The sequence below is a fragment of the Streptomyces ruber genome (assembly GCF_014648075.1).
GTDB lineage: Bacteria > Actinomycetota > Actinomycetes > Streptomycetales > Streptomycetaceae > Streptomyces > Streptomyces ruber.
The window spans coordinates 201,847-224,389 of record NZ_BMQK01000011.1; the positions used below are offsets into that span (position 1 = coordinate 201,847).

Annotated in this window: 14 protein-coding genes; 11 read left to right on the top strand and 3 right to left on the bottom strand. The window is 73.5% G+C overall.

Going from position 1 to position 22,543, the window contains the following annotated elements; genetic code table 11:
* The first annotated feature begins 83 nt into the window (after positions 1-83).
* From IEZ04_RS22860 to IEZ04_RS22870, 3 genes are read left to right on the top strand one after another with little or no spacing between them, the layout of a single operon-like run.
* A complete protein-coding gene (locus tag IEZ04_RS22860; protein WP_189218821.1) occupies positions 84-1,235 on the top strand; it encodes an ABC transporter ATP-binding protein in 1,152 nt (383 codons plus the stop codon).
* Positions 1,232-2,206, top strand: coding sequence for an ABC transporter permease (locus tag IEZ04_RS22865; RefSeq protein WP_189218822.1), 975 nt, complete (start codon positions 1,232-1,234; stop codon positions 2,204-2,206). The genes IEZ04_RS22860 and IEZ04_RS22865 overlap by 4 nt, the downstream gene beginning before the upstream one ends.
* Positions 2,206-3,006 carry an ABC transporter permease gene (locus IEZ04_RS22870; protein ID WP_189218823.1) on the top strand — a complete coding sequence of 267 codons (801 nt, stop codon included), beginning with the start codon at positions 2,206-2,208 and terminating at the stop codon, positions 3,004-3,006. The genes IEZ04_RS22865 and IEZ04_RS22870 overlap by 1 nt, the downstream gene beginning before the upstream one ends.
* On the opposite strand, the gene IEZ04_RS22875 is transcribed toward IEZ04_RS22870, so the two are convergent.
* Positions 2,912-3,856, bottom strand: coding sequence for a phosphatase PAP2 family protein (locus tag IEZ04_RS22875; protein ID WP_189218824.1), 945 nt, complete (start codon positions 3,854-3,856; stop codon positions 2,912-2,914). The two genes, IEZ04_RS22870 and IEZ04_RS22875, sit on opposite strands and share 95 nt — an antisense overlap.
* 116 nt (positions 3,857-3,972) lie before the next feature.
* Positions 3,973-5,307 (bottom strand): 4-aminobutyrate--2-oxoglutarate transaminase, encoded by a 1,335-nt coding sequence (gabT, locus tag IEZ04_RS22880; RefSeq protein WP_189218825.1) that lies wholly within the window; start codon positions 5,305-5,307, stop codon positions 3,973-3,975.
* A 238-nt stretch (positions 5,308-5,545) separates the two neighbouring features.
* Here gabT and IEZ04_RS22885 point away from each other — a divergent pair, with 238 nt between their 5' ends.
* The 3 genes from IEZ04_RS22885 (at position 5,546) to IEZ04_RS22895 (ending at position 11,267) form a co-directional block, all read left to right on the top strand.
* Complete coding sequence (locus tag IEZ04_RS22885) at positions 5,546-7,951, top strand: ATP/GTP-binding protein (protein WP_189218826.1); 2,406 nt, start codon at positions 5,546-5,548, stop codon at positions 7,949-7,951.
* Between the two features lie 92 nt (positions 7,952-8,043).
* Positions 8,044-9,651, top strand: coding sequence for a PucR family transcriptional regulator (locus IEZ04_RS22890; RefSeq protein WP_189218827.1), 1,608 nt, complete (start codon positions 8,044-8,046; stop codon positions 9,649-9,651).
* Between the two features lie 170 nt (positions 9,652-9,821).
* A complete protein-coding gene (locus IEZ04_RS22895) occupies positions 9,822-11,267 on the top strand; it encodes an aldehyde dehydrogenase family protein (protein WP_189218828.1) in 1,446 nt (481 codons plus the stop codon).
* A gap of 43 nt (positions 11,268-11,310) precedes the next feature.
* Here the strand turns inward: IEZ04_RS22895 and IEZ04_RS22900 are convergent, their stop codons facing one another.
* Positions 11,311-14,160 carry a glycoside hydrolase family 3 C-terminal domain-containing protein gene (locus IEZ04_RS22900; protein WP_189218829.1) on the bottom strand — a complete coding sequence of 950 codons (2,850 nt, stop codon included), beginning with the start codon at positions 14,158-14,160 and terminating at the stop codon, positions 11,311-11,313.
* A 345-nt stretch (positions 14,161-14,505) separates the two neighbouring features.
* On the opposite strand from IEZ04_RS22900, the gene IEZ04_RS22905 reads away from it, so the two are divergent.
* The 5 genes from IEZ04_RS22905 (at position 14,506) to IEZ04_RS22925 (ending at position 22,501) form a co-directional block, all read left to right on the top strand.
* A complete protein-coding gene (locus IEZ04_RS22905; RefSeq protein ID WP_189218830.1) occupies positions 14,506-16,194 on the top strand; it encodes an extracellular solute-binding protein in 1,689 nt (562 codons plus the stop codon).
* A gap of 29 nt (positions 16,195-16,223) precedes the next feature.
* Positions 16,224-17,267 carry an ABC transporter permease gene (locus IEZ04_RS22910; protein ID WP_189218831.1) on the top strand — a complete coding sequence of 348 codons (1,044 nt, stop codon included), beginning with the start codon at positions 16,224-16,226 and terminating at the stop codon, positions 17,265-17,267.
* The gene (locus tag IEZ04_RS22915) at positions 17,264-18,223 is read left to right on the top strand and encodes a carbohydrate ABC transporter permease (RefSeq protein WP_189218832.1); all 960 of its coding nucleotides are present in this window, start codon (positions 17,264-17,266) and stop codon (positions 18,221-18,223) included. The genes IEZ04_RS22910 and IEZ04_RS22915 overlap by 4 nt, the downstream gene beginning before the upstream one ends.
* Positions 18,224-18,314: 91 nt before the next feature.
* Positions 18,315-20,282: a beta-galactosidase gene (locus tag IEZ04_RS22920; RefSeq protein ID WP_189218833.1), complete on the top strand. Its 1,968-nt coding sequence runs from the start codon at positions 18,315-18,317 to the stop codon at positions 20,280-20,282.
* A complete protein-coding gene (locus tag IEZ04_RS22925) occupies positions 20,279-22,501 on the top strand; it encodes a glycosyl hydrolase family 95 catalytic domain-containing protein (protein ID WP_189218834.1) in 2,223 nt (740 codons plus the stop codon). The genes IEZ04_RS22920 and IEZ04_RS22925 overlap by 4 nt, the downstream gene beginning before the upstream one ends.
* The last annotated feature ends 42 nt before the right edge of the window (positions 22,502-22,543 follow it).

The following is a 22,543-nucleotide window of genomic DNA, read 5'->3' on the forward strand; positions in this document are numbered from 1 at the left end:
CGACGAGCAGCACGGCGCGCAACACGACGAAGAACACGGCGAAGAGCACGACAGAGAGCACGACAGAGAGCACGACAAGGACCATGACGAACCGCGGCGGTGACGTCCGCCTGACGGGCATCAGCAAGACGTACGGCTCCCTCACCGCCGTGCACCCCCTCGACCTGACCGTGCCCCAGGGCTCGTTCTTCGCCCTGCTCGGCGCCTCGGGCTGCGGCAAGACGACCACCCTGCGCATGATCGCGGGCCTGGAGGAACCCACCGCGGGCACCGTGTGCCTGGGGGACCGGGACGTGACCCGCCTGCCTCCGCACAAGCGGCCGGTGAACACGGTCTTCCAGTCGTACGCGCTCTTCCCGCACCTCGACGTCTTCGAGAACGTCGCCTTCGGGCTGCGGCGGCGCGGCATCAGGTCGGTGAAGAAGCAGGTCGAGGAGATGCTGGAGCTCGTCCAGCTCGGCGAGCAGGCCCGGCGGAGGCCGCACCTGCTCTCCGGCGGCCAGCAGCAGCGCGTCGCGGTCGCCCGCGCGCTGATCAACCACCCGGAGGTACTGCTCCTCGACGAGCCCCTCGGCGCCCTCGACCTCCGGCTGCGCCGGCGGATGCAGCAGGAGCTGAAGCGCATCCAGACCGAGGTCGGCATCACGTTCGTGCACGTCACGCACGACCAGGAGGAGGCCATGTCGATGGCCGACACGGTCGCCGTGATGAACGCGGGCCGCATCGAACAGCTCGGTGCGCCCGCCGACCTCTACGAGCGGCCGGGGACGGCGTTCGTCGCGAACTTCCTCGGCACGTCCAACCTGATCGAGGCCGAGGTGCACTCCACGAACGGCGACGACGTCGTGCTCACGGCGGGCGGCGGCAGGCTCGCCGTGCCCCGCGCGCGGTGCGCGGCGCCCGTCCGGACCGGCGGCAGGGTGCTGCTCGGCATACGCCCGGAGAAGACGTCCCTCACCCACGCGGACGACTCCGCCGGGATACCCGCGGGCCGCAACCGTGTCGCCGGGCGGATCACCGCGACCAGCTTCTCCGGGGTCGCCACGAGCTACGTCGTCGACAGCGCGGCCTGCCCGGGGTTCGAGGCGTACGTGCAGAACATCGACCGCGATCCCCGGCTCGTCCCCGGCGCCGAGGTCGTCCTGCACTGGAACCCCGCGCACACCTTCGGCCTCGACACCGCCCCGGCCGCCCGGGCGGGTGCCGCGGAGGCGGGGGAGGAAGCCCGCACATGACGATGCTCACCAAGGCGCCCCCGCCCCCGGCCCGCTTCCTGGACGAGGACCCGGACGAACGTCCGGGCGCCGGCCCGTACCCGGGCGTCGAACGGCTCCCCGCGCGCGCGGGAGGCCGGTTCACCCCGTACTGGCTGCTCCTGCCCGGCATCCTGTGGCTGCTGGTCTTCTTCCTGCTGCCGATGGTGTACCAGGCCTCCACGTCCGTGCAGACCGGCTCCCTGGAGGACGGCTACCGGGTCACCTGGCACTTCGCGACGTACTGGGACGCGCTGTCCACGTACTGGCCGCAGTTCCTGCGCTCGGTGCTGTACGCGGGCTCCGCGACCGTCCTGTGCCTGCTGCTCGGCTATCCGCTGGCGTACCTGATCGCGTTCCGCGCGGGCCGCTGGCGGGGGCTGGTCCTCGTCCTGGTGGTCGCGCCCTTCTTCACCAGCTTCCTGATCCGTACGCTCGCCTGGAAGACGATCCTCGCGGACGGCGGCCCGGTCGTCGGCGCCCTGAACGCCCTGCACGTCCTCGACGTCACCGGCTGGCTCGGCCTCACCGCCGGGGAGCGGGTGCTCGCCACCCCGCTCGCGGTGGTCTGCGGTCTCACGTACAACTTCCTGCCGTTCATGGTGCTGCCGCTCTACACCTCCCTGGAGCGCATCGACGGGCGGCTGCACGAGGCGGCGGGCGACCTGTACGCGACCCCGTTCACGACCTTCCGCCGGATCACGCTGCCGCTGTCGATGCCGGGGGTCGTCTCCGGCACGCTGCTGACCTTCATCCCGGCCGTCGGCGACTACGTCAACGCCGACCTGCTCGGCTCCACGGACACCCGCATGATCGGCAACGTGATCCAGACGCAGTTCCTGCGGGTGCTCGACTACCCGACGGCGGCGGCGCTGTCCTTCCTGCTCATGGCCGCCATCCTGCTCGTGGTGACCCTCTACATCCGCAGGGCAGGGACGGAGGACCTGGTCTGATGGCTCTCCTGCACCGGCTGCGGCGCCACCTCGTCGTCCTCGCGGGCCTGCTGACGCTCGGGTTCCTGCTGCTGCCGAACCTCGTCGTGACCGTGTTCTCGTTCAACGACCCGAAGGGCCGCTTCAACTACACCTGGCAGGGGTTCTCCGCCGACGCGTGGCGTGACCCGTGCGGGGTGTCCGGGCTGTGCGGTTCGCTCGCGGTCAGCCTGCAGATCGCCCTCTGGGCCACGCTCGGCGCCACGGTCCTCGGCACCATGACCGCCTTCGCGCTGGCGCGGTACCGCTTCCGCGCGCGCGGGGCGGTCAACTCGCTGGTCTTCCTGCCCATGGCGATGCCCGAGGCCGTCATGGCGGCCTCCCTGCTGACCCTGTTCCTGAACCTGGGCGCAGAGCTCGGCTTCTGGACGATCCTGATCGCCCACGTCATGTTCTGCCTGAGCTTCGTCGTCGTGGCGGTGAAGGCGCGCGTCATGTCGATGGACCCCCGGCTGGAGGAGGCCGCGCGGGACCTCTACGCGGGGCCCGCGCAGACCTTCCTGCGGGTCACCCTGCCGATCGCGGCGCCCGGGATCGGCGCGGGCGCGCTGCTGGCGTTCGCCCTCTCCTTCGACGACTTCGTGATCACCAACTTCACCGCGGGCTCCACCGTGACCTTCCCCATGTTCGTGTGGGGATCGGCGCAGCGGGGGACGCCGGTGCAGATCAACGTCGTCGGCACGGCCATGTTCGCCCTCGCCGTGCTGGTCGTCCTGGCGGGGACGGCCGGCGCGAACCGCCGGAGGAAGCTGCGCGGGTAGGGACCCGGGGGGACCGGGCGGAGAGGAAGACCCCGAGACCGGTCAGCGGCAGCGCGCACAGGCACCAGGCGCCCAGCACGTCCAGGGGCCAGTGGTAGCCGTGGCGGACCAGTCCGAACCCGGTCCCGGCGTTCAGCGCGCCGCACACGAGCAGCGCCGCGGTCCGGGCGAACGCGCCGCGCAGCCAGGGCCACAGCACGAGGACCGCCCCGCCGTACGCGACGGCGGCGGTCGCCGAGTGCCCGGACGGGTAGAAGCCCGTCTCCGGGGCCATCACCGGCGGACCCGGGCGGTCGATCAGCTCCTTCAGCGGGACGACCAGCAGGGGGACGGCCGCCATCAGCAGGGCCGCGACCAGGGACGGCAGCCACCAGCGGGCGGCTTCCGCCCGGCGGGCGAGCAGCGCCGCGACGGCCAGCACGGCCGCCAGCACCGGGACCGCGACCGGGATGCCGCCGAGATCGGCGAGGAACTGCGACACACCGCCGGGACGCACCAGACGGCCGCCGATCCGCTCGTCGGCGCGGGCGAGGGGACCGTGGGCGGCCACCTGCCAGGTGATCAGGACGAGGAGCAGGGCGGGCGGCGCGACGAGCGCCCACAGGACCCGGCTCCGGCGGGAGCGGGAGGTGGTCGGCCGCCCCGGAACAGGGGGGAGTGTTCCGGAGCGGCCGACCGGACCGGTGTGCCGCGCGCCCCGGGGGGTCTGGGGCGGGCAGCCGTCCGATCGGTGAGGAGACCCGGAGCCGGAGGCCCCGGTGTTGTGCGCGACCGCGCGACCGGGACGGAGCTGGGGAGGCCCCGGCCTGGTGCCGCCCGTGGTCGCCCGCGGGCGGGGTGTGTCTCTCATCCGGCTAGAACCTACGACAGGGAGCGGGGGCGACGACAGGCGGACCGGCGTGCTGCCATCCACCTTGCACACCTTCTTCACGGCCTCCGCCCCCGGGTCGCGCGCCCACCGCGTGCTCAGATCCGGGTGAAGGCCTGCTCGAGGATGTCGAGGCCCTCGCCGAGCAGGTTCTCGCCGATGACGAGCGGCGGCAGGAAGCGCAGCACGTTGCCGTACGTGCCACAGGTCAGGACCAGCAGGCCCTCCTGGTGGCAGGCCCTGGCGAGCGCGGCGGTGGCCTCGGGGGCCGGCTCCTTGGTGGCGCGGTCCTCGACCAGCTCGACGGCGATCATGGCGCCCCGGCCGCGGACGTCACCGATGATCTCGTGCTTCTCCGCCATGGCGGTCAGGCGGGCCTTCATGACGGCCTCGATGTCCCGCGCCCTCGCGTTGAGGTCGAGCTCCTTCATCGTCTCGATGGCGCCGAGCGCGCCCGCGCAGGCGACCGGGTTGCCGCCGTACGTGCCGCCGAGGCCGCCGACGTGCGCGGCGTCCATGATCTCGGCGCGGCCCGTCACCGCGGAGAGCGGCAGCCCGCCCGCGATGCCCTTGGCGGTGGTGATCAGGTCCGGGACGATGCCCTCGTCCTCGCAGGCGAACCACCGGCCGGTGCGGCAGAAGCCGGACTGGATCTCGTCCGCGACGAAGACGATGCCGTGCTCGGAGGCGAACTCGCGCAGGGCCGGGAGGAAGCCCTTGGCCGGCTCGATGAAGCCGCCCTCGCCGAGGACCGGCTCGATGACGATCGCGGCCACGTTGTCCGCGCCGACCTGCTTGGTGATCTCGTCGATGGCCTGGGCGGCGGCCTCCGGACCCGCGTTCGAAGGGCCGGTCGGCCAGCGGTAGCCGTACGCCACCGGCACCCGGTACACCTCGGGCGCGAACGGGCCGAAGCCGTGCTTGTACGGCATGTTCTTGGCGGTCAGGGCCATCGTGAGGTTGGTCCGGCCGTGGTAGCCGTGGTCGAACACGACGACCGCCTGCCGCCCGGTGTACGCACGGGCGATCTTGACCGCGTTCTCGACGGCCTCGGCGCCCGAGTTGAACAGGGCCGACTTCTTGGCGTGGTCGCCCGGCGTCAGCTCGGCCAGCGCCTCGGCGACGGCGACGTAGCCCTCGTACGGCGTGATCATGAAGCAGGTGTGGGTGAAGTCCTGGAGCTGGGCGGACGCCCGGCGTACGACGGCCTCGGCGGAGGCGCCGACGGTGGTCACCGCGATGCCGGAGCCGAAGTCGATCAGCCGGTTGCCGTCGACGTCCTCGACGATCCCGCCGCCCGCGCGCGTGACGAAGACCGGCAGCGTGGAGCCGACGCCCCGCGCGACCGCGGCGGTACGGCGGGCCTGGAGCTCCCGTGACTTCGGACCGGGGATGGCGGTGACGACGCGGCGCTCCTGCGGAAGTGCGGTCATGCGGGGCTCCTGGGGGGTCTTCGGTCGCTGGTCACTGTCCTCTTCCCCCGCAGGCTAGGACGGGGAGAAGGCGCTGGGCATGCTCCATGTGGGTGGTGTCGCGGCGCCGGGTTGTCCGCGGTGGACATAGCGGCGACCGGCCGCGCGGTTCCGGCCGCGTAAACGGTGAACTGCCCGGGTTCGCACGTTAGATTGACTCGCTGTGGCGGACGGAGCGGCTGGTCAGGGGGCAGGGGCGATGAACGGCGACGGGACGCAGGACACCTGGGGCAAGCAGGCGCATCCCGTGCCGCGTCCGGCGGTGCCGCCGGAGCCGCCCGCGGCGCCGCCCAGGCCGAGGTACGCCCCGGGTACGCCGCCCGCCGCGGAGCGGCCCCCGTCCGCGGTCGCCGACTGGCTCAACGAGTCACGTCCGGCCGCCCGCCCCGGCATCTGGCGCCTCGGCTACCGCATGCCCAAGGCGGCCCAGGCGGTGGAGCGCCTCTCCCCGGTCACCATCGCCGGCGTGCTGATCCCCCTGGTGGTGGCGCTGGTCCTGTGGTCGTTCTGGCGCCGGGGCGCCATTCCGTACCAGTTCGCCCTGCTCAGGGTCTTCACCCCGGAGGACTGGTGGTGGGGAGGCACCCTCGCCTCGCCCAGGGAATGGCAGGGCGTGGAGGCCAGAGTGGTCTACGACGGGCTCTTCTTCGCCGTGCTCGTCTACGCCATGGCACGGCTGGGCAGCTGGGCCGGCATCGTCCGGCACCTCATCGGACGCCGGGAACAGCCCGCGCGCGCGGGCCTCGCGGCCCTGGCCGCCCTGGTCACGCTCAGCCTCGTCTTCCCCTCGGCCTTCCCGCTCGTCGGCTGGAGCCCACTGCCCGTCGTGAGCCCGCTGTTCTCGCTCGTCACGCTGATCACCGGCGGGTACGACTTCTTCTTCTCGCCCTGGCGCACGAACCTGCTCTACGCCGTCGTCACCCTGCTCCTGCTGTGGCCCTTCGCCCGGCTCGGCGGCTGGTGGCCGCTGCTGCGGAGCCGGTTCGCGGGACGCGGCGGCACCGCGGGCGACGAAGCCGCGCAGCCGCCCGCCGGAGAGCTCCCCGCCCGCTGGCCCGCGCTGCGCGACGCCGGACAGCACGAGGCCGCGGAGGTCCTCACCGCCGAGGTCGCGGCGGGCCGCATGAACGACGTCGACGTCGCCCGGGTCACGCACGCCTGGACGACGGCCCGGTCCGGCGGACGGCTCGCGGACTTCACCGAGGCCGTCCTGCGCCACGGCGCCGCCGCGCTCACCCACCCGTCCGGCGCCCGCGACCTGCCCGGCCGCACCGCCCGGCACGACCTGCTCGCCGGGCAGGTCCGCATCGGGCAGTGGGCGGCGGGGGAGCGCACACCGCCCGCCTACGGCGGCGTCGGCGCGGCACTCGGCCCGGACACCCTCGGCACGTCGCTCCTCGTCGTGGGACCGTCGGGTTCGGGCAAGACCCGGCGGGTGATCGCCCCGCTGGCCGAGTCGCTCGCCCTGCAGGCGCTGACCGGCAGCTGTGCCGTCGTCGCCGTGTGCGCGGCCGGGACACCGCTCGGGCCGGACGCCGCGTTCGACGTCGTGGTGCGCATCGGCGACCGGGCGTCCGTCCACGACCTGGACCCGTACGCCGGGGCCGAGGACCCCGACGAGGCGGCCGCGTTTCTCGCCGAGGCCCTGGTCGGCGACCTGGACGCCACGGGCGCCCGGCGGCGGGCCGTCACCGCGCTCGCCCAGCTGCTCGGCCCGTACCGGGCCGCGTACGGCGCCTTCCCCACGCTGCCCGTCCTGCGGGAGCTCCTGCTGGGCGAGGCGTCGCTGCTGACGCCGCTGCGCGAGGCGCTGGCGGACGAGCGGGGCGCCGTCATGCGCCGTGAGCTCGACGCCCGCCTCCGCCAGGCCGGCGCCCCGGGCGACCCCGGACCGGAACTCGCCGACCGGCTCGCCCTGCTGGACCGCCCCGTCTTCGCCGACTTCTTCGGCGCGGCCGGCGGCTCCGTGCGGCCGTTCTCGCTGCGCGCCGTGGCCCACCATCCGCTGCGCGTCCGCATCGACCTGCCCGGGCAGGGACACGAGGAGGCCGCGCGGCTGATCACGCGGCTCGTGCTGGCCCAGTTCACCGCCGTCGCGCACGGGGACGGGCGGGAGCACTTCGCCTGCCTCCTCCTCGACGACGCCGCGGGCGCGGTCACCGAGGAGTCGGTCCGGCGCATCCAGCGGCTGCGCACCCGGAACGCGGGCGTCGTGCTCGCGCTGCGCTCGATCGCCGACGTCCCCGAGCCCCTGCACGGCCCGCTGTACGGCGCGGTCGGCTGCCGCATGGCCTGCTCCGGGGTCACCACCTGGGACGGCAGCCGGTTCGCCGACGCCTGGGGCACGGAGTGGGTGGAGACCCAGGACGTGGCCCAGCACACCGTCTTCGCCGACCAGCCGATGACCCGTGCCCTGCACCGCCTGCGCAAGATGGTCACCGGCAAGGAGGTCACCACCAGGGCGGTCACCGTACGGCAGGTCGAGCGGGAGCGGTGGTCCGCCTCCGAGCTCGCGCACCAGGTGCCGCCGGGGCACGCGGTGCTGTCGCTGACCACCGTGGGGGGCGAGCACGCGCCGCCGCTGCTGGTGGACCTGCGGAGCTGAGCGGCGCTCGCGGGAGCCCGGAGGCGGCGGTACCGGGCAGGCCGACCGGCATAGGCTGTGGGCACGTCCCGGCCCAGAGAACGCGAAGCCCCATGCCACCCACGCTCGCCTCCCTCGTCCACCACTCCGCGCTCAAGCTGACCGTCCGCGCCGGCGCCGACCGGCTGGACGCCCCCGTCCGCTGGGCGCACGCGAGCGAGCTCGCCGACCCCGTGCCGTACATGGAGGGCGGGGAGCTGCTGCTGATTACCGCGCTGAAGCTGGACGCGGAGGACCCGGAGGCGATGCGGCGGTACGTGCGGCGGCTGGTGGGTGCCGGGGTCGCCGGACTCGGGTTCGCCGTCGGGGTGCACTACGAGGCGGTGCCCCGGGCGCTCGTCGACGCCGCGGAGGCGGAGGGCCTGCCGCTCCTGGAGGTGCCCCGGCGCACCCCGTTCCTGGCGATCAGCAAGGCCGTCTCCGCCGCCATCGCCGCCGACCAGTACCGGGCCGTGACCGCCGGCTTCGCCGCACAGCGCGAGCTCACCCGGCAGGCGCTGAGCGCGGGCCCCGAGGGGCTGCTCGCGGCGCTCGCGGCGCAGGTCGACGGGTGGGCCGCGCTGTACGACGCCTCCGGAGCCGTGGTGGCGGCGGCCCCCGAGTGGGCGGGGCGGCGGGCCGCGCGGCTCACCGCGCACGTCGAGCGGCTGCGGAGCAGACCGGTGCCGGCCAGCGCGGTGGTCGGGGGCGAGGCCGCGGAGGGCGGGGGCGGCGACGACCGGGTCGAGCTGCACTCCCTGGGGACCGGGCGGCGCACCCGGGCCGCGCTGGCGGTGGGCACGGCCGCGGCGCTCGGCACCGCCGAACGGTACGCCGTCCACTCGGCCGTCGCCCTGCTCACGCTGACGACGGAGCGGTCCCGGTCGCTGTCCGCGGCCGAGCAGCGGGTCGGCGCGGCGGTGCTGCGCATGCTGCTCGCCGCGGAGCCGGACCACGCCCGGGCGGTGGCGGGGGACCTGTACGGGGACCTGCTGGACGCGCCGTTCCGGCTGGCCGTCGCCGAGGCGCCCGCCGGAACGGACGGCGAGCCGCTGGCCCGGCTGACGGAGGCCGTGGAGGCCGCGGCGGCCCGGGCGGGGGAGCCGGTCCTGCTCGTGCCCGAGGGGGAGCGGCTGGTGATCCTGGCCGCGGACGGGGGTGAGGCGGTGGCCGCCTGCGGGGAGTGCGCGCTGCGGACGCGCGCGGCGCGCACCGGCGCGGGCGGCGCCAAGGGGCGGCCGCAGGACCGCGACGGGCTGGTGGTCGGGCTGTCCGCGCCCACCGGTCCGGCCGGCGCGCCGACCGCGTACCGGCAGGCCGGGCAGGCCCTGTCGGTGGCCCGGCGGCGGGGCCGGGCGCTGGTGGAGCACGAGGAGGTGGCCGCCGGTTCGGTGCTGCCGCTGCTCGCCGACGAGGCGGTACGGGCGTTCGCGGAGGGGCTGCTGCGGGCCCTGCGCGAGCACGACGCGACCGGGCGCGGCGACCTGGTGGCCTCGCTGCGGGCCTGGCTGTCGCACCACGGTCAGTGGGACGCGGCGGCGGCCGACCTCGGGGTGCACCGGCACACGCTGCGGTACCGGATGCGGCGGGTGGAGGAGATCCTCGGCCGGTCGCTGGACGACCCGGACGCGCGGATGGAGCTGTGGCTGGCGCTGAAGGCCACGGCGGGACCGGGGGAGTAGCGCGACGGAACGGCGCGTTCGCGTCCCGGAGTGCTACACGACGGACAAACGACCCCCTGGTGTACGCGTCCTACGGTGGTGCCCGGAAGCACACGCGCGGCGGACACGCAGCGGACACGCGGCGCAGAACACCACTCCAGCGCGGAAAGCGCGGAAGGGCCGGGACGACTATGACTGCCACCCACGCCTTCTGGCTCGCCGGCCGTCAGGCCACCGGTGAGACCGGATACGACGTCACCTCGCCGTGGGACGGACGGCTCGTCGGCACGGTCTCCGTGCCCACCGAGGCACAGACCGAGGAGGCCGTGGCCGCCGCCCACGCCGTACGGGACGAGTTCGCGGCCACGCCCGCGCACGTGCGCGCCGCGGCTCTCGACCACGTCTCGCGGCGCCTGGCCGAGCGTACCGAGGAGATAGCCCGGCTGATCTCGGCCGAGAACGGCAAGCCGGTCAAGTGGGCCCGCGGCGAGGTCGGGCGGGCCGTGTCGGTGTTCCGCTTCGCGGCCGAGGAGGCCCGGCGGTTCAACGGCGGCGAGGCCCAGCGCCTCGACACCGACGCGGGCGGCCAGGGCCGGCTCGCCCTCACCCGCCGCTTCCCCAAGGGCGTCGTACTGGGTATCGCGCCCTTCAACTTCCCGCTCAACCTGTGCGCCCACAAGGTCGCCCCGGCGATCGCGGCCGGCGCGCCGATCATCCTCAAGCCCGCCCCGGCCACCCCGTTGTCCGCGCTGGTCATCGGCGAGCTGCTCGCCGAGACCGAGCTGCCCGCCGGGTCGTGGAGCATCCTGCCGGTACCCAACGACCGCATGCCCGCCCTCGTGCAGGACGAGCGGCTGCCGGTCATCTCCTTCACCGGCTCCGAGCAGGTCGGCTACGCGATCATGGACTCGGTGCCGCGCAAGCACTGCACCCTGGAGCTCGGCGGTAACGGCGCGGCCGTCGTCCTCGCCGACTGGGCGAGCGACGCCGACCTGGACCGGGCGGCCGCGCGCATCGCCACCTTCTCCAACTACCAGGGCGGCCAGTCCTGCATCTCCGTGCAGCGCGTGATCGCGCACGCCGCGGTGTACGACCGGCTGCTGCCCCGTATCGTCGCCGCCGTCGAGGCGCAGGTCACCGGCGACCCGGAGGACGACGCCACCGACGTCGGGCCGCTGGTCAGCGAGGACGCCGCGAAGCGGGTGGAGTCCTGGGTCGACGAGGCCGTCGCCGCGGGCGCGAAGCTGCTGACCGGCGGCGAGCGGGACGGCGCCGCCTACGCCCCGACCGTGCTCACCGACCTGCCCGCCGACGTGACCCTCGCGTCCGAGGAGGTCTTCGGGCCGGTGCTCTCGGTGCAGAAGGTGGACGGCGAGGCCGAGGCGTTCGCCGCCGTCAACGCCTCCAAGTACGGTCTCCAGGCAGGTGTGTTCACGCACGACCTGCAGACCGCCTTCCGGGCGCACCGCGCGCTGGAGGTCGGCGGTGTGGTCGTCGGCGACGTCCCCTCCTACCGCGCCGACCAGATGCCGTACGGCGGCGTCAAGCAGTCCGGCGTCGGGCGCGAGGGCGTGCGGTTCGCGATGGAGGACTACACGTACGAGCGGGTGCTGGTGCTCACCGGCATCGAGCTCTGAACCGTGGTGGCGTGTCCCCGGCCGGGGACACGCCACGGGCTCCTCACCCGGAGAAGCCGACGTGCGCGAGCCGCAGCGGGCCGCGCAGCCCGAGGTGGACGTCGTGCACGCCCGCGGCCGTGACGTCGGCGCTCAGCGTGGTGTAGTCGTACGGGCCCGGGGTGCCGGGGGACAGCGGCAGCACCGCGAGGACCGGTCCGCCGTTGAGGGAGAACGCGATCTCGCCCTCGCCCGCCGCCTCCACCGTGACCCGCGCGACGCCGTCGCCGAAGTCGCAGTCCTGGAAGAGCAGTTCGCCCGTGCCGGCGCCGACGGGCGTCACCGCGTCGCCCGCCGCCTTCGCCCGGTCGACGATCTCCGTGCCGCGCTGGTCGTCGAAGTCGGCGGCGTCCAGACCGCGCACCAGGACCGGACGGGGGGTGGCGGGCTCGCCGCCCAGCCGGACCGTGCCGGTCAGGCGGACGTCCTCGCTGGACGCGCCGGCCAGCAGCTCGTACGCACCGGGCGCCACGCGGTACCGGCCCTGCGCCACGTCCCAGAACGCGAACGCCTCCTGGGGGACGTGGAGGACCAGCCGGGCCGAGGCGCCGGGCGCGAGGGTGACGCGGCGGTGGGCGGCCAGCTCGCGGCGGGGGCGCGGCACCGACGGGTCCACGGCCCGCACGTACAGCTGGGCCACCTCGTCGGCCGTCCGGTCGCCGGTGTTGGTGACGGTGAAGGCCACCCGGACGCCGCCGTCCTCCGTACCGCACTCCAGGCCGTCGTACCGGAAGTCGCCGTACGACAGCCCGTGCCCGAACGGGAACAGCGGCGTCCCCTCGAAGTACAGGTACGTCTGGCGGCTGCCGATCACGTCGTAGTCCAGCAGGCCGGGCAGGTCCGCGTCGGAGGCGTACCAGGTCTGCGGCAGGCGGCCCGCGGGGGAGACGTCGCCGGCGAGGACGCGGGCCAGGGCGGTGCCCGCGGCCTGGCCGCCGTGCGCGGTCCACAGCAGCGCGGGCAGGCCGGTGTGGTCGACCGCGTACGGGTACGCCGAGGTCAGGACCAGGACCGTGCGCGGGTTGGCGGCGCGGGCGGCGCGCAGCAGGCGTTCCTGGTGCGCGGGCAGGCGCAGGGTGGTGCGGTCCTCGGTCTCGCGCCCGTTGATGTGCGGGTCGTTGCCCGCGACGACCACGACCACGTCGGCCCCGGCGGCGGCCCGGGCGACGGCGTCCTCGCCGCGTTCGGCGACGACGAGCTCGAAGACCGTCGGATGTTCCTCGCCCGCCGCGGCAACCTTCACCCCGTCGGCGGCGACGGAGACATGGCCACCCGTTCCCGTGTGCCTGAGGAGGTGACCGTGAGCATGGGGTTCGAGGCGGAAGGTCTCCTGGACGACCCAGCCGCCGGGCTGGTCCGCGGAGGCGCGTACGTACCCGTCGTCGGCGACCGAGAGGTAGCGGCCGTCCGGTGCGCGGAAGGTGAGGACGCCGTCGCCCCAGTCGGCCATGGCCAGCTCGGTGCCGTCGGCGTCGGCGGTGAGCGGGGGCAGGTCGGTGCGGCCCGCGAGCAGCGCGGGGTCGAGGGCGCCGTCCGCGCCGCGCGCCTCGTCCCCGGCGCCGGCGGCCTCCCGGACCGTCAGGTACGTCCCCGCGGGGGTCCGCAGCCGTACCCGGTCCACCCCCTCGGCGAAGGTGACGTGCCCGGCGCCGAACCGCTCGTACAGGCCCTCCAGCGGGGTGGAGCGGTGGATCAGCGTGCCGCTGTACCAGTCGAGCTTGCACTCGTCGGCGAGGAGCCCGACGACGGCGACGCGGGTGCCCTCGGCGAGGGGCAGCAGACCGCCCTCGTTCTTCAGCAGGACGACCGCCTGTTCGGCCGCCTCCTGGGCGAGCGCCCGGTGGGCGGGGGTGTCGAAGTCCCGCGTGTGCGCGTACGGGTCCGCCTCGGGGTCGAACTCGCCGAGCCGGAAGCGGACCGAGAGCTGGCGGCGCACGGCCCGGTCGATGTCGTCCTCGCTCAGCAGGTCCTCGGCGAGGGCGGTGCGGACGCGGTCGATGGTCTTCGAGCTGTCCGTGCCGTGGTCGGTGAAGCTGTCGACCCCGGCGCGCAGCGCGGCCGCCGTGGCCTCGGCGTGGGTGTCGAAGTAGTGCTCGGAGTCGACCAGGTTCGAGGGCGCGCCCGCGTCCGAGCAGACGAGGAGGTCCTCGTCGGTCCAGGTGCGCAGATGCTCCTCCAGGTAGGGGGAGACGTGGTTCGGGCGGCCGTTGACCAGGTTGTACGCGGGCATCACCCCGGCCACCGCGCCCGCCCGGACCGTGTCGCGGAAGGCGCGCAGGTCGTACTCGTGCAGCACCCGCGGGCGGACCGAGGAGGAGGTCAGGTCGCGCTCGGTCTCGTTGTTGTGGGCGAGCCAGTGCTTGAGGACCGGCGCCGTGCGCCAGAACACCGGGTGATCACCGCGCAGGCCGCGGGTGTACGCGGTCGCGATGGCGGACGTCAGCCCCGGGTCCTCGGAGTACCCCTCCTCGTTGCGGCCCCACAGCGGGTGGCGCAGCAGGTTCACCACGGGCGCCCAGACGTTGAGTCCCACGCGGTCGTCGCGGGCGCGCATGGCGCGGGCCTCGGTGGACACCGCCTCCCCGACCCGCCGGACGAGGTCCTCGTTCCAGGTCGCGCCCAGGCCCACCGCCTGCGGGAACACGGTGGCCGGGCCCATCCACGCCACCCCGTGCAGGGCCTCCTGGCCGGTGCGGAACGCGGCGACGCCGAGGCGCTCGACCGCGGGGGCGAACTGGTGCAGGAGCGCGATGCGCTCGTCGAGCGTCAGCCGCTCCAGCAGATCGTCGACGCGTCGGGCGAGCGGCAGCCGCGGGTCGCGGAAAGGCAGGACGGGTGGCGTCTGTGCGGTCACTGTGGGGTTCCCCTTGCGATGGAGCGGCGAGGCGCCTTTCGAAGCGCTTCGATGCTCATTCGCCCCCCGTACGAGTGTCAAGACACCGTCCCCTCAGACCTCTCTCAAACCTCCGAGGAATTGCGTGTACGCCCCTTGTGCACCCCCAGCGGTTCACTTAACCTCGCAGCAACTTCGAAGCGCTTCGACGCCGAGGGGCACATTCTCCGTGTGCACAGCCCTCCGATGTTCCGATGCTCCGGAGTTGATGGGCACCGGTCTCTGCACAGCCAGTTCCGCTCAAGACACCGCAGCCGACGGCCTCCCCGCCGGGTGTCCTGGTGTGCGCCACGAAGGGTTGACGCAATGACGCCGAACTCCGCCGCCTCCGCTCCCAGCCGGAGAAGATTCCTCGCCTCGACGGCGGTCGCCGCCGCCGCAGTGGCCGGAGGGGCGCCGCTGCTCACCGCCTGCGGTGGACCGGACAGCGGCTCCCGCGACGGCACCACCTCGGGCAAGGACGCCAAGAAGCTGTTACCGGCGTACGTGGCCGGCAACGTCGTCACCCCCGACATCCCCAGCAAGAACGGTTCGGCGGCCGGCTTCACCGGCAAGCTCGACCTGGCGGACCTCAGGACCTCCGTACCGCGGAAGCTCGGCAAGGGCAGCCGGGTCACCGTCATGTCACCGTTCTGGGGCTCCCCGCCGAAGGCGGACAACGCCTACTACCAGGCGATGAACGAGCTCATCGGCGTCGACGTGGTCTGGCAGAACCAGGACGGCAACACCTACGACCAGAAGCTCGGCGCGGTCCTCGCCTCCAGCGACGTCCCCGACGTGGTGGTCGTCCCCGGCTGGAACATGTCCGGCAAGATCCCCAGCGCCGTCATCGGCAAGTTCGCCGACCTCGGCCCCTACCTCTCCGGGGACGCGGTCAAGGACTACCCGAACCTCGCGGCGATCCCCAGCGACGCCTGGCAGCGCTCGATCTTCGGCGGCGCGCTGCGCGGCCTGCCGATGCCCTCCTCGTACGTCACCAACATCGTGCCCCTGTACCGGCAGGACGTCTTCGAGGCGGAGGGCTACGAGGTCCCCACGTCCTGCGACGCGTTCATGGCGCTGGCCAAGGACATCACCAACGCCAGGGCCAAGCGGTGGGCCTGCCTGGACATGAAGTGGACCGCGTTCCAGGCCTTCGGCGTGCCCTCCGGCGAGGAGAAGTCGCTCGGCTGGAACGAGACCGACGGCAAGCTGGTCCACCGCGTCGAGACCGACGAGTACCTGGAAGCCCTGGAGTGGACGCGCAAGCTGTTCGCCGCCGGTGTCGTCCACCCCGACGCCGAGCTGGGCAAGAGCAGCGCCCAGGACGCCGGCCCGAAGTTCGCCGCCGGCGAGTTCCTGATCTACGCCCAGGATCTGTCGCAGTGGTGGAGCCGCACCGCCGAACAGGCCGTGCAGAACCCGGAGTTCAGGATCTGGGGCATGGACGTCTTCGGCCACGACGGCGGCGACCCCACGCTGTGGGCCAAGAACCCGGCGACCATCTTCGCCTTCGTCAACAAGAAGGCGAAGGAGTCCGTGATCCGTGACGTGCTGGCCGTCGCCAACGTCACCGCCGCGCCGTACGGCACCAAGGAGTACATGGCCACCAACTACGGCGTAGAGGGCACCCACTACACGGTCGAGGACGGCGTCCCCACCAAGACCGACCAGGGCAACATCGACGTGATGAACGCCTACGTGATGATCGCGAGCCCCGCCGCGACCATCGCCCACCCGGACTTCCCCGAGGTCGCCAAGGGCCAGGTCGAGTGGCAGCAGCGGATGGGCGCCTTCACCCGCAAGTCGTCCTTCTACGGCATGCAGATCACCGAGCCCGCCCGCTGGACCAACCTCTCCAACGACTTCGAACAGCTGGAGGACGACTTCGTCCGCGGCCGCAAGAAGATGAGCGACGTCCAGCAGGCCGTCTCCGACTGGCGCAGCAAGGGCGGCGACGAACTGCGCGACTGGTACCGGAAGCTGCTCGACGAGAACGGCCCGGCGGCGAGCTGACCGGCGCACGCGAGGCGAGGAGGACGGCCGTGTCCCACAGCACGGTGCCCCGGAGCAGAGCCGAGGCCGTGACGAAGGAGAACGAGACCCCGGTGGCGTCCGGCGGCGCCACCGGCCCCCGACGCCGGAGGCGACCGCCCACCGGAAGACCGGGCCTGAGAACCAGGCTCAGACGCGACCGCGTACTGCTGCTGATGACACTGCCGGCCGTACTGCTGGTCCTGCTCTTCAACTACCTGCCGATCCTCGGCAACGTCGTCGCCTTCCAGAGCTACGACCCCTACATCAGCGACAACGGCATCGTCTCCATCCTGAACAGCCCCTTCGTCGGACTGGAGAACTTCCAGCGGATCATCGAGGACTCCGCCTTCTGGAACGCCGTGAAGAACACACTGGTGCTCTTCTTCCTCCAGCTCGTCCTCTACTTCCCGATCCCGATCCTGCTCGCGCTGCTCATCAACAGCGTCGTCCGGCCCCGGGTGCGGGCGATCTCGCAGGCGGTCCTGTACCTGCCGCACTTCTTCTCGTGGGTGCTGGTCATCGCCGTCTTCCAGCAGCTCCTCGGCGGCGCGGGACTCCTCTCCCAACTGCTGCGGGAGAACGGGTACGACGGCCTGGACATCATGACGAACCCGGACACCTTCGCCTTCCTGATCACCGCGCAGAGCGTGTGGAAGGACGCCGGCTGGGGGATCATCGTCTTCCTCGCGGCGCTGGCCTCGGTCAACCCCGACCTGTACGAGGCCGCCGCGATGGACGGCGCTAACCGCTGGCGCCGCATGTGGCACGTCACCCTGCCCGCGCTGCGCCCGGTGATCGCCCTGCTGCTGGTCCTCCGGGTCGGCGACGCGCTCACCGTCGGCTTCGAGCAGATCCTGCTGCAACGGGACGCCGTCGGACCCGGCGCGGCGGAGGTCCTCGACACCTTCGTCTGGTGGAACGGCGTACGCAACCAGGACTTCGGCTACGCGGCCGCCGCAGGGCTCGTCAAGGGCGTCGTGAGCCTCGGCCTGGTCCTCGCCGCGAACAAGGTGGCCCACCTCATGGGCGAGCAGGGGGTGTACAAGAAATGACCGCCGTCATCGGCAAGGACGTACGGCAGCCGGTGCGGGAGCCCGCCCGGAGACCCGGCCGCTGGGCCGCCCCGCCCCGGCCGGTCTGGGAGGAGGAGCCCAGCAGGGCGGGGCTCGCGGGCAAGGGCCTCGTCCTGGCCCTGGCCTGCCTCGCGATCGTCTTCCCGCTCTGGATCGTCGTCGTCACCAGCCTGTCCTCGCGGAGGACCATCGACGAGGCCGGCGGCCTGGTGATGATCCCCGAGGACATCACCTTCGTCGCCTACCAGGAACTGCTCAGCGGAGGCCAGGTCACCCGCGCCGCGGCCGTCAGCCTCGGGATCACGCTCGTCGGCACGCTGTTCTCGATGACGGTGTCCGTGCTCTGCGCCTACGGACTCTCCCGCACCGGCTCACCGGGCCACCGCTGGATCCTGATGACGCTGCTGGCCACCATGTTCTTCAGCGCCGGACTCATCCCGACCTACCTGCTGGTGCAGTCGATCGGCCTGACGGACACCTACCTCGCGCTGATCCTGCCGAGCGCGATCAGCGTCTTCAACATCCTGGTCCTGCGCGGCTTCTTCATGGGCATCTCGCAGGAACTGATCGACAGCGCCCGCATCGACGGCGCGGGCGACGTCCGCATCCTGTGGCGGATCGTCATGCCGCTGTCGCGCGCGGTCCTGGCGGTGATCACCCTGTTCTACGCCGTCGGCTACTGGAGCGCCTGGTTCAACGCCTCCCTGTACCTCAACGACCAGGACATGATGCCGCTGCAGAACGTCATGATCCAGCTCGTGCAGAAGCAGGAGGCACCGGTGGGCCTCGGCCAGGCCATCAAGACCGGCGAACTGTCCGGTCTCGCCGTGCAGATGGCCGTCATGGTCATGGCCCTGCTGCCCGTCGCCGTCCTGTCGCCCTTCGTCCAGAAGCACTTCCGGAAGGGCATGCTCACCGGCGCGGTCAAGGGATGAGTCAGATCTCCGCCACGCCCTCCCGCTCCCGCCGTGGCCGGCCGTGCCTGTCCCCGGCCGGCCACGGCGGGCCCAAGTCCCGGAAGCCCTGATGCCTCAGCTCAGCGATGCCACCCGCGGCCGCGTTCTCCTCGGCGGCGACTACAACCCCGAGCAGTGGCCGGAGGAAACCTGGTACGACGACGTCCGCCTCATGAAGGACGCCGGGGTCAACTCCGTCACCGTCGGCGTCTTCTCCTGGGCCCGACTCGAACCCCGCCCGGGCGTCCACGACTTCGGCTGGCTGGACCGGCTGCTGGACCTGGTGCACGGACACGGCATCGGCGTCGTCCTCGCCACCCCCACCGCCGCGCCCCCGCCCTGGCTGGGCCGGCTGCACCCGGACACCCTGCCCGTCGACGAGGACGGCCGCACCGAGTGGTGGGGCGGCCGTCAGCACTTCTCGCACTCCAGCGCCACCTACCGCCGCCACGCCGCCGCCATCACCGAGGCCCTCGCCGCCCGCTACGGCGGCCACCCCGCCCTCACGATGTGGCACATCAACAACGAGTACTGCACCTACGACCACGGCGACGAGGCCGCCGCCCGCTTCCGCGGCTGGCTGCGGGACCGCTACGGCACCCTCGACGCCCTCAACACCGCCTGGGGGACCGCCTTCTGGAGCCAGGGCTACGGCGACTGGGAGGAGATCCTGCCGTCCCGCCGTGCCCACTACCTGAAGAACCCCACCCAGGTCCTGGACTTCCGGCGCTTCACCTCCGACATGCTCCTCGAGTGCTACACCGCCGAACGCGACATCGTCCGCCGGCACACCCCGCACATCCCGGTGACCACCAACTTCATGCCGCTGTGGTTCGGGCAGGACGCGTGGCGCTGGGCAGGCGAGGAGGACGTCGTCTCCGTCGACCTCTACCCCGACCCGCGCGACCCGTACGGCGCCCAGGAAGGGGCGCTCGTCCAGGACCTGACCCGCTCCCAGGCCCGCGGCCCCTGGATGCTCATGGAGCAGGCGACCGGCGCGGTCGGCTGGCGGGACGTGGACCAGCCCAAACCGCGCGGCCTGAACCGCCTCTGGTCGCTGCAGGCCGTGGCCCGTGGCGCGGACGCCGTCTGCTACTTCCAGTGGCGCCGGTCCCGCCAGGGCGCGGAGAAGTTCCACTCCGCGATGCTCGGCCACGCGGGCGAGCACGGCCGCGTCTTCCAGGAGGTCAAGCGGCTCGGCGCCGACCTGGCCACGCTCGGCCCCCGGGTGTCCGGCACCCGGATCGAGGCGGACGTCGCCGTCCTGCACGACTGGCACTCCTGGTGGGCCGGCACCCAGGAGGCCCGCCCCTTCGCCCACGCCGACCTGCCCGTCGTCCTGCGCGCCTGGCACCGCGCCCTGTGGGAGGCGCACCTCACCACCGACTTCGCCCACCCCACGCACGACCTGTCCCGCTACCGGCTGGTGGCCGTCCCGCAGCTCTACCTCCTCACCGACGCGGCCGTCGACAACCTCCTCGCGTACGTCCACGGCGGCGGCACCCTGGTCTGCGGCTTCCTGACCGGCATCGCCGACGAGGACGACCGGGTGCGGCCCGGCGGCATGGACGCCCGGCTGCGCGGCCTGTTCGGCATCCGCACCCTGCACGAATGGTGGCCGCTGCCCGCGGGCGGGACGGTCCCGTGCGACGGCTTCCGGGGCACCCTGTGGTCGGAGGAGCTGGAGGCCGACGGCACCGCCGACGAGACCGTCCCCTACCGGGGCGGGGAACTGGACGGACTGCCCGCCGTGCTGGGCAAGGGCCGCGCCTGGTACCTCTCCACGCTCCCCGAGCCGGAGGCGCTGCGCACCCTGCTGACCCGGATCGCGGAGGGAGCGGGCGTACGGCCGGTGCTCGACGGGCTGCCCGACGGGGTGGAGGCGGTCCGCCGGGGCGACGCGCTGTTCCTGCTCAACCACGGGCGGGACGAGGTCACGGTCGACGTGCCCGGTACGCATCGTGACCTGCTGACGGGCGAGGTGGCCGACGGGTCGGTCGTGCTCGGCCGGTACGGCGTGGCGGTGCTGTCGTCATGACCGGGACCCTGGCGCACGGCACCTGGGAACCGCGCCCCGCGAAACGCTGGGAGGACGCCTTCCTGACCGGCAACGGCCGCCACGGCGCCCTCGTGTTCGGCGACCCGGACGACGACCGGGCCGTCGTGACCCACCACACGCTGGTCCGTCCGAACGGCGGGGAGCGGGCCCGCCCGCCGCGCCTCGCGGACCGGCTGCCCGGGATACAGGACCGGCTGCTCGCCGGGGACCCGACCGCCGCCGAGGAGTTCACGGACGGGCGCGGGTTGCAGTGGGTGCAGCCGTTCCACCCCGCCTTCCAGGTACGGCTGCGACGGTCCCGGTCCGCCGGCGCGCGCGGCTACCGCCGTTCCGTCGACTTCACCACAGGCGTCACGGAGGCGGTCTGCGAGGGCTGGAGCAGCAGGGTCTTCGTCTCCCGCGCGGACGACGCGATCGTCCAGCACGTCACCGCCACCGAGCTGGACATCGCCCTGGACCACCGGCTGCCGGGCGCGCCGCCGGACCTCGCCGCCGGCCACGGTGCCGTCCTCACCGCCGAGGGCGCCCTGCTCAGCCTGTGCGTCCGTTACCCGGACAGCGACCGCGCGTACACCGGGGTGACCCTCGTGGCGGTGACCGGCGGCCACACCGGCCTCGTCCCGCCGGGCGTACGGATCGCGGGCGCGCGGTCGGTCCTGCTGCTCACCCGCGTCGTACGGCACACCGGCGAACCGGACGTGACGGCCCTCGGCCGGGCCCTGCGCGAACTGCTCCCGGGCGCCGGCGACGAGCCGCACACCGGGAGCGACCCGTACACCCACCTCCTCTCCCGCCACACAGCCCTCCACCGCACCGCCTACGCCCGCGTCACCCTCGACCTGGCCGCCGGCCCCGCCGACCGCGCGCTCCCCGGCAGCGAACTGCTGAAGCGGCCGGACAGCCCCGCCCTGCTCGAACGGCTCCACGCGGCCGGCCGCTACCACCTGCTCTCCTCCGCCGGGATGCTCCCGCCCCGGCTGACGGGCCTGTGGACCGGCGACTGGGAGACGGCCTGGTCCGGTGCCTTCACCACCAACGCCAACCTCAACCTGCAGACCGCCTCGGCGGCAGCGGCGGCGCTCCCCGAGGTCACGGAGGCGCACGCACGGCTCGTCCACGGCCAGCTGCCCGACTGGCGGGAGAACGCTCGCGCGATCTTCGGCGCCCGGGGTGTGGTCGCCCCCTCCCACACCGACGGCGAGAGCGGGCACACTTACCACTTCAGCCGCGAGTACCCGCTCCACCTGTGGACCGCCGGTGCCGACTGGCTGCTCAAGCCGCTCGTCGACCACGACGAGACACACGGCGCACGCGACCCGCGCACCGGCGCGGCCCTGGCCGAGGTCGCCCTGTTCTACGAGGACTTCCTGACCCGTACCGACGCCGGCGGCCGCCTCGCCGTCGTCCCCTCCTACTCCCCGGAGAACCGTCCCGCCAACGCGAGCTGGGGCGCGGTCGACGCGGCCATGGACCTCTCCGCCGCCCGCCACGCGCTGCGCACCGCCGCCGCGTACCACCCCGGCACCACCGGGGCGGACCGCTGGCTCGCCCTCGCCGACCGGCTCCCGCCGCACCGGGTCAACGCCGACGGAGCCCTCGCCGAATGGGCGTGGCCGGGCCTCGACGACAGCTACGACCACCGGCACCTCAGCCACCTGTACGGCGTCTGGCCGCTCGACGAGATCACCCCGTACGACACCCCGGAGCTCGCCGCCGCCGCGCACCGGGCGCTCGAACTGCGCGGCGCCGGGAACGACTCCGCGCACGGCCGTCTGCACCACGCCCTCGTCGCCGCCCGGCTCGGCGACGGGACACGGGTCGGCGCCGCCCTCGCCCACCTTCTGACCGGCGACTACTTCCACGCCTCCCTGATGAGCGCGCACTACCCGCACCGCGACGTCTACAACGCGGACGCGGCCCACGCCCTGCCCGCCGTGATCATCGAGATGCTCGTCCACTCCACGCCCGGCCGGCTGGTACTGCTGCCCGCACTGCCCGACGCGTATCCCGAGGGCCGGCTGAGCGGCGTCCGCACGCGCTTCGCCGCCGGACTCGACCTGGAGTGGGGGCCGGGCCGTCTCCGGGCCACCCTCCGCCCCACCCGCACCCACCGCATCGAACTCCGGACTCCCTCCGGCGCGTCACCGCTCGACCTGCGCGCCGGGGAGGACCGCGTCCTCGACCTGGGGCCGCAGTGAACCCGCACCACACCCCCCGCAATCCCCCCACCCCCCATGGAA

Coding starts and splice junctions, on each gene's coding strand:
- IEZ04_RS22860 (WP_189218821.1), top strand. CDS start 84: ATGACGAACCGCGGCGGTGACGTCCGCCTGACGGGCATCAGCAAGACG.
- IEZ04_RS22865 (WP_189218822.1), top strand. CDS start 1,232: ATGACGATGCTCACCAAGGCGCCCCCGCCCCCGGCCCGCTTCCTGGAC.
- IEZ04_RS22870 (WP_189218823.1), top strand. CDS start 2,206: ATGGCTCTCCTGCACCGGCTGCGGCGCCACCTCGTCGTCCTCGCGGGC.
- IEZ04_RS22875 (WP_189218824.1), bottom strand. CDS start 3,856: ATGAGAGACACACCCCGCCCGCGGGCGACCACGGGCGGCACCAGGCCG.
- gabT (WP_189218825.1), bottom strand. CDS start 5,307: ATGACCGCACTTCCGCAGGAGCGCCGCGTCGTCACCGCCATCCCCGGT.
- IEZ04_RS22885 (WP_189218826.1), top strand. CDS start 5,546: ATGAACGGCGACGGGACGCAGGACACCTGGGGCAAGCAGGCGCATCCC.
- IEZ04_RS22890 (WP_189218827.1), top strand. CDS start 8,044: ATGCCACCCACGCTCGCCTCCCTCGTCCACCACTCCGCGCTCAAGCTG.
- IEZ04_RS22895 (WP_189218828.1), top strand. CDS start 9,822: ATGACTGCCACCCACGCCTTCTGGCTCGCCGGCCGTCAGGCCACCGGT.
- IEZ04_RS22905 (WP_189218830.1), top strand. CDS start 14,506: ATGACGCCGAACTCCGCCGCCTCCGCTCCCAGCCGGAGAAGATTCCTC.
- IEZ04_RS22915 (WP_189218832.1), top strand. CDS start 17,264: ATGACCGCCGTCATCGGCAAGGACGTACGGCAGCCGGTGCGGGAGCCC.
- IEZ04_RS22920 (WP_189218833.1), top strand. CDS start 18,315: ATGCCTCAGCTCAGCGATGCCACCCGCGGCCGCGTTCTCCTCGGCGGC.
- IEZ04_RS22925 (WP_189218834.1), top strand. CDS start 20,279: ATGACCGGGACCCTGGCGCACGGCACCTGGGAACCGCGCCCCGCGAAA.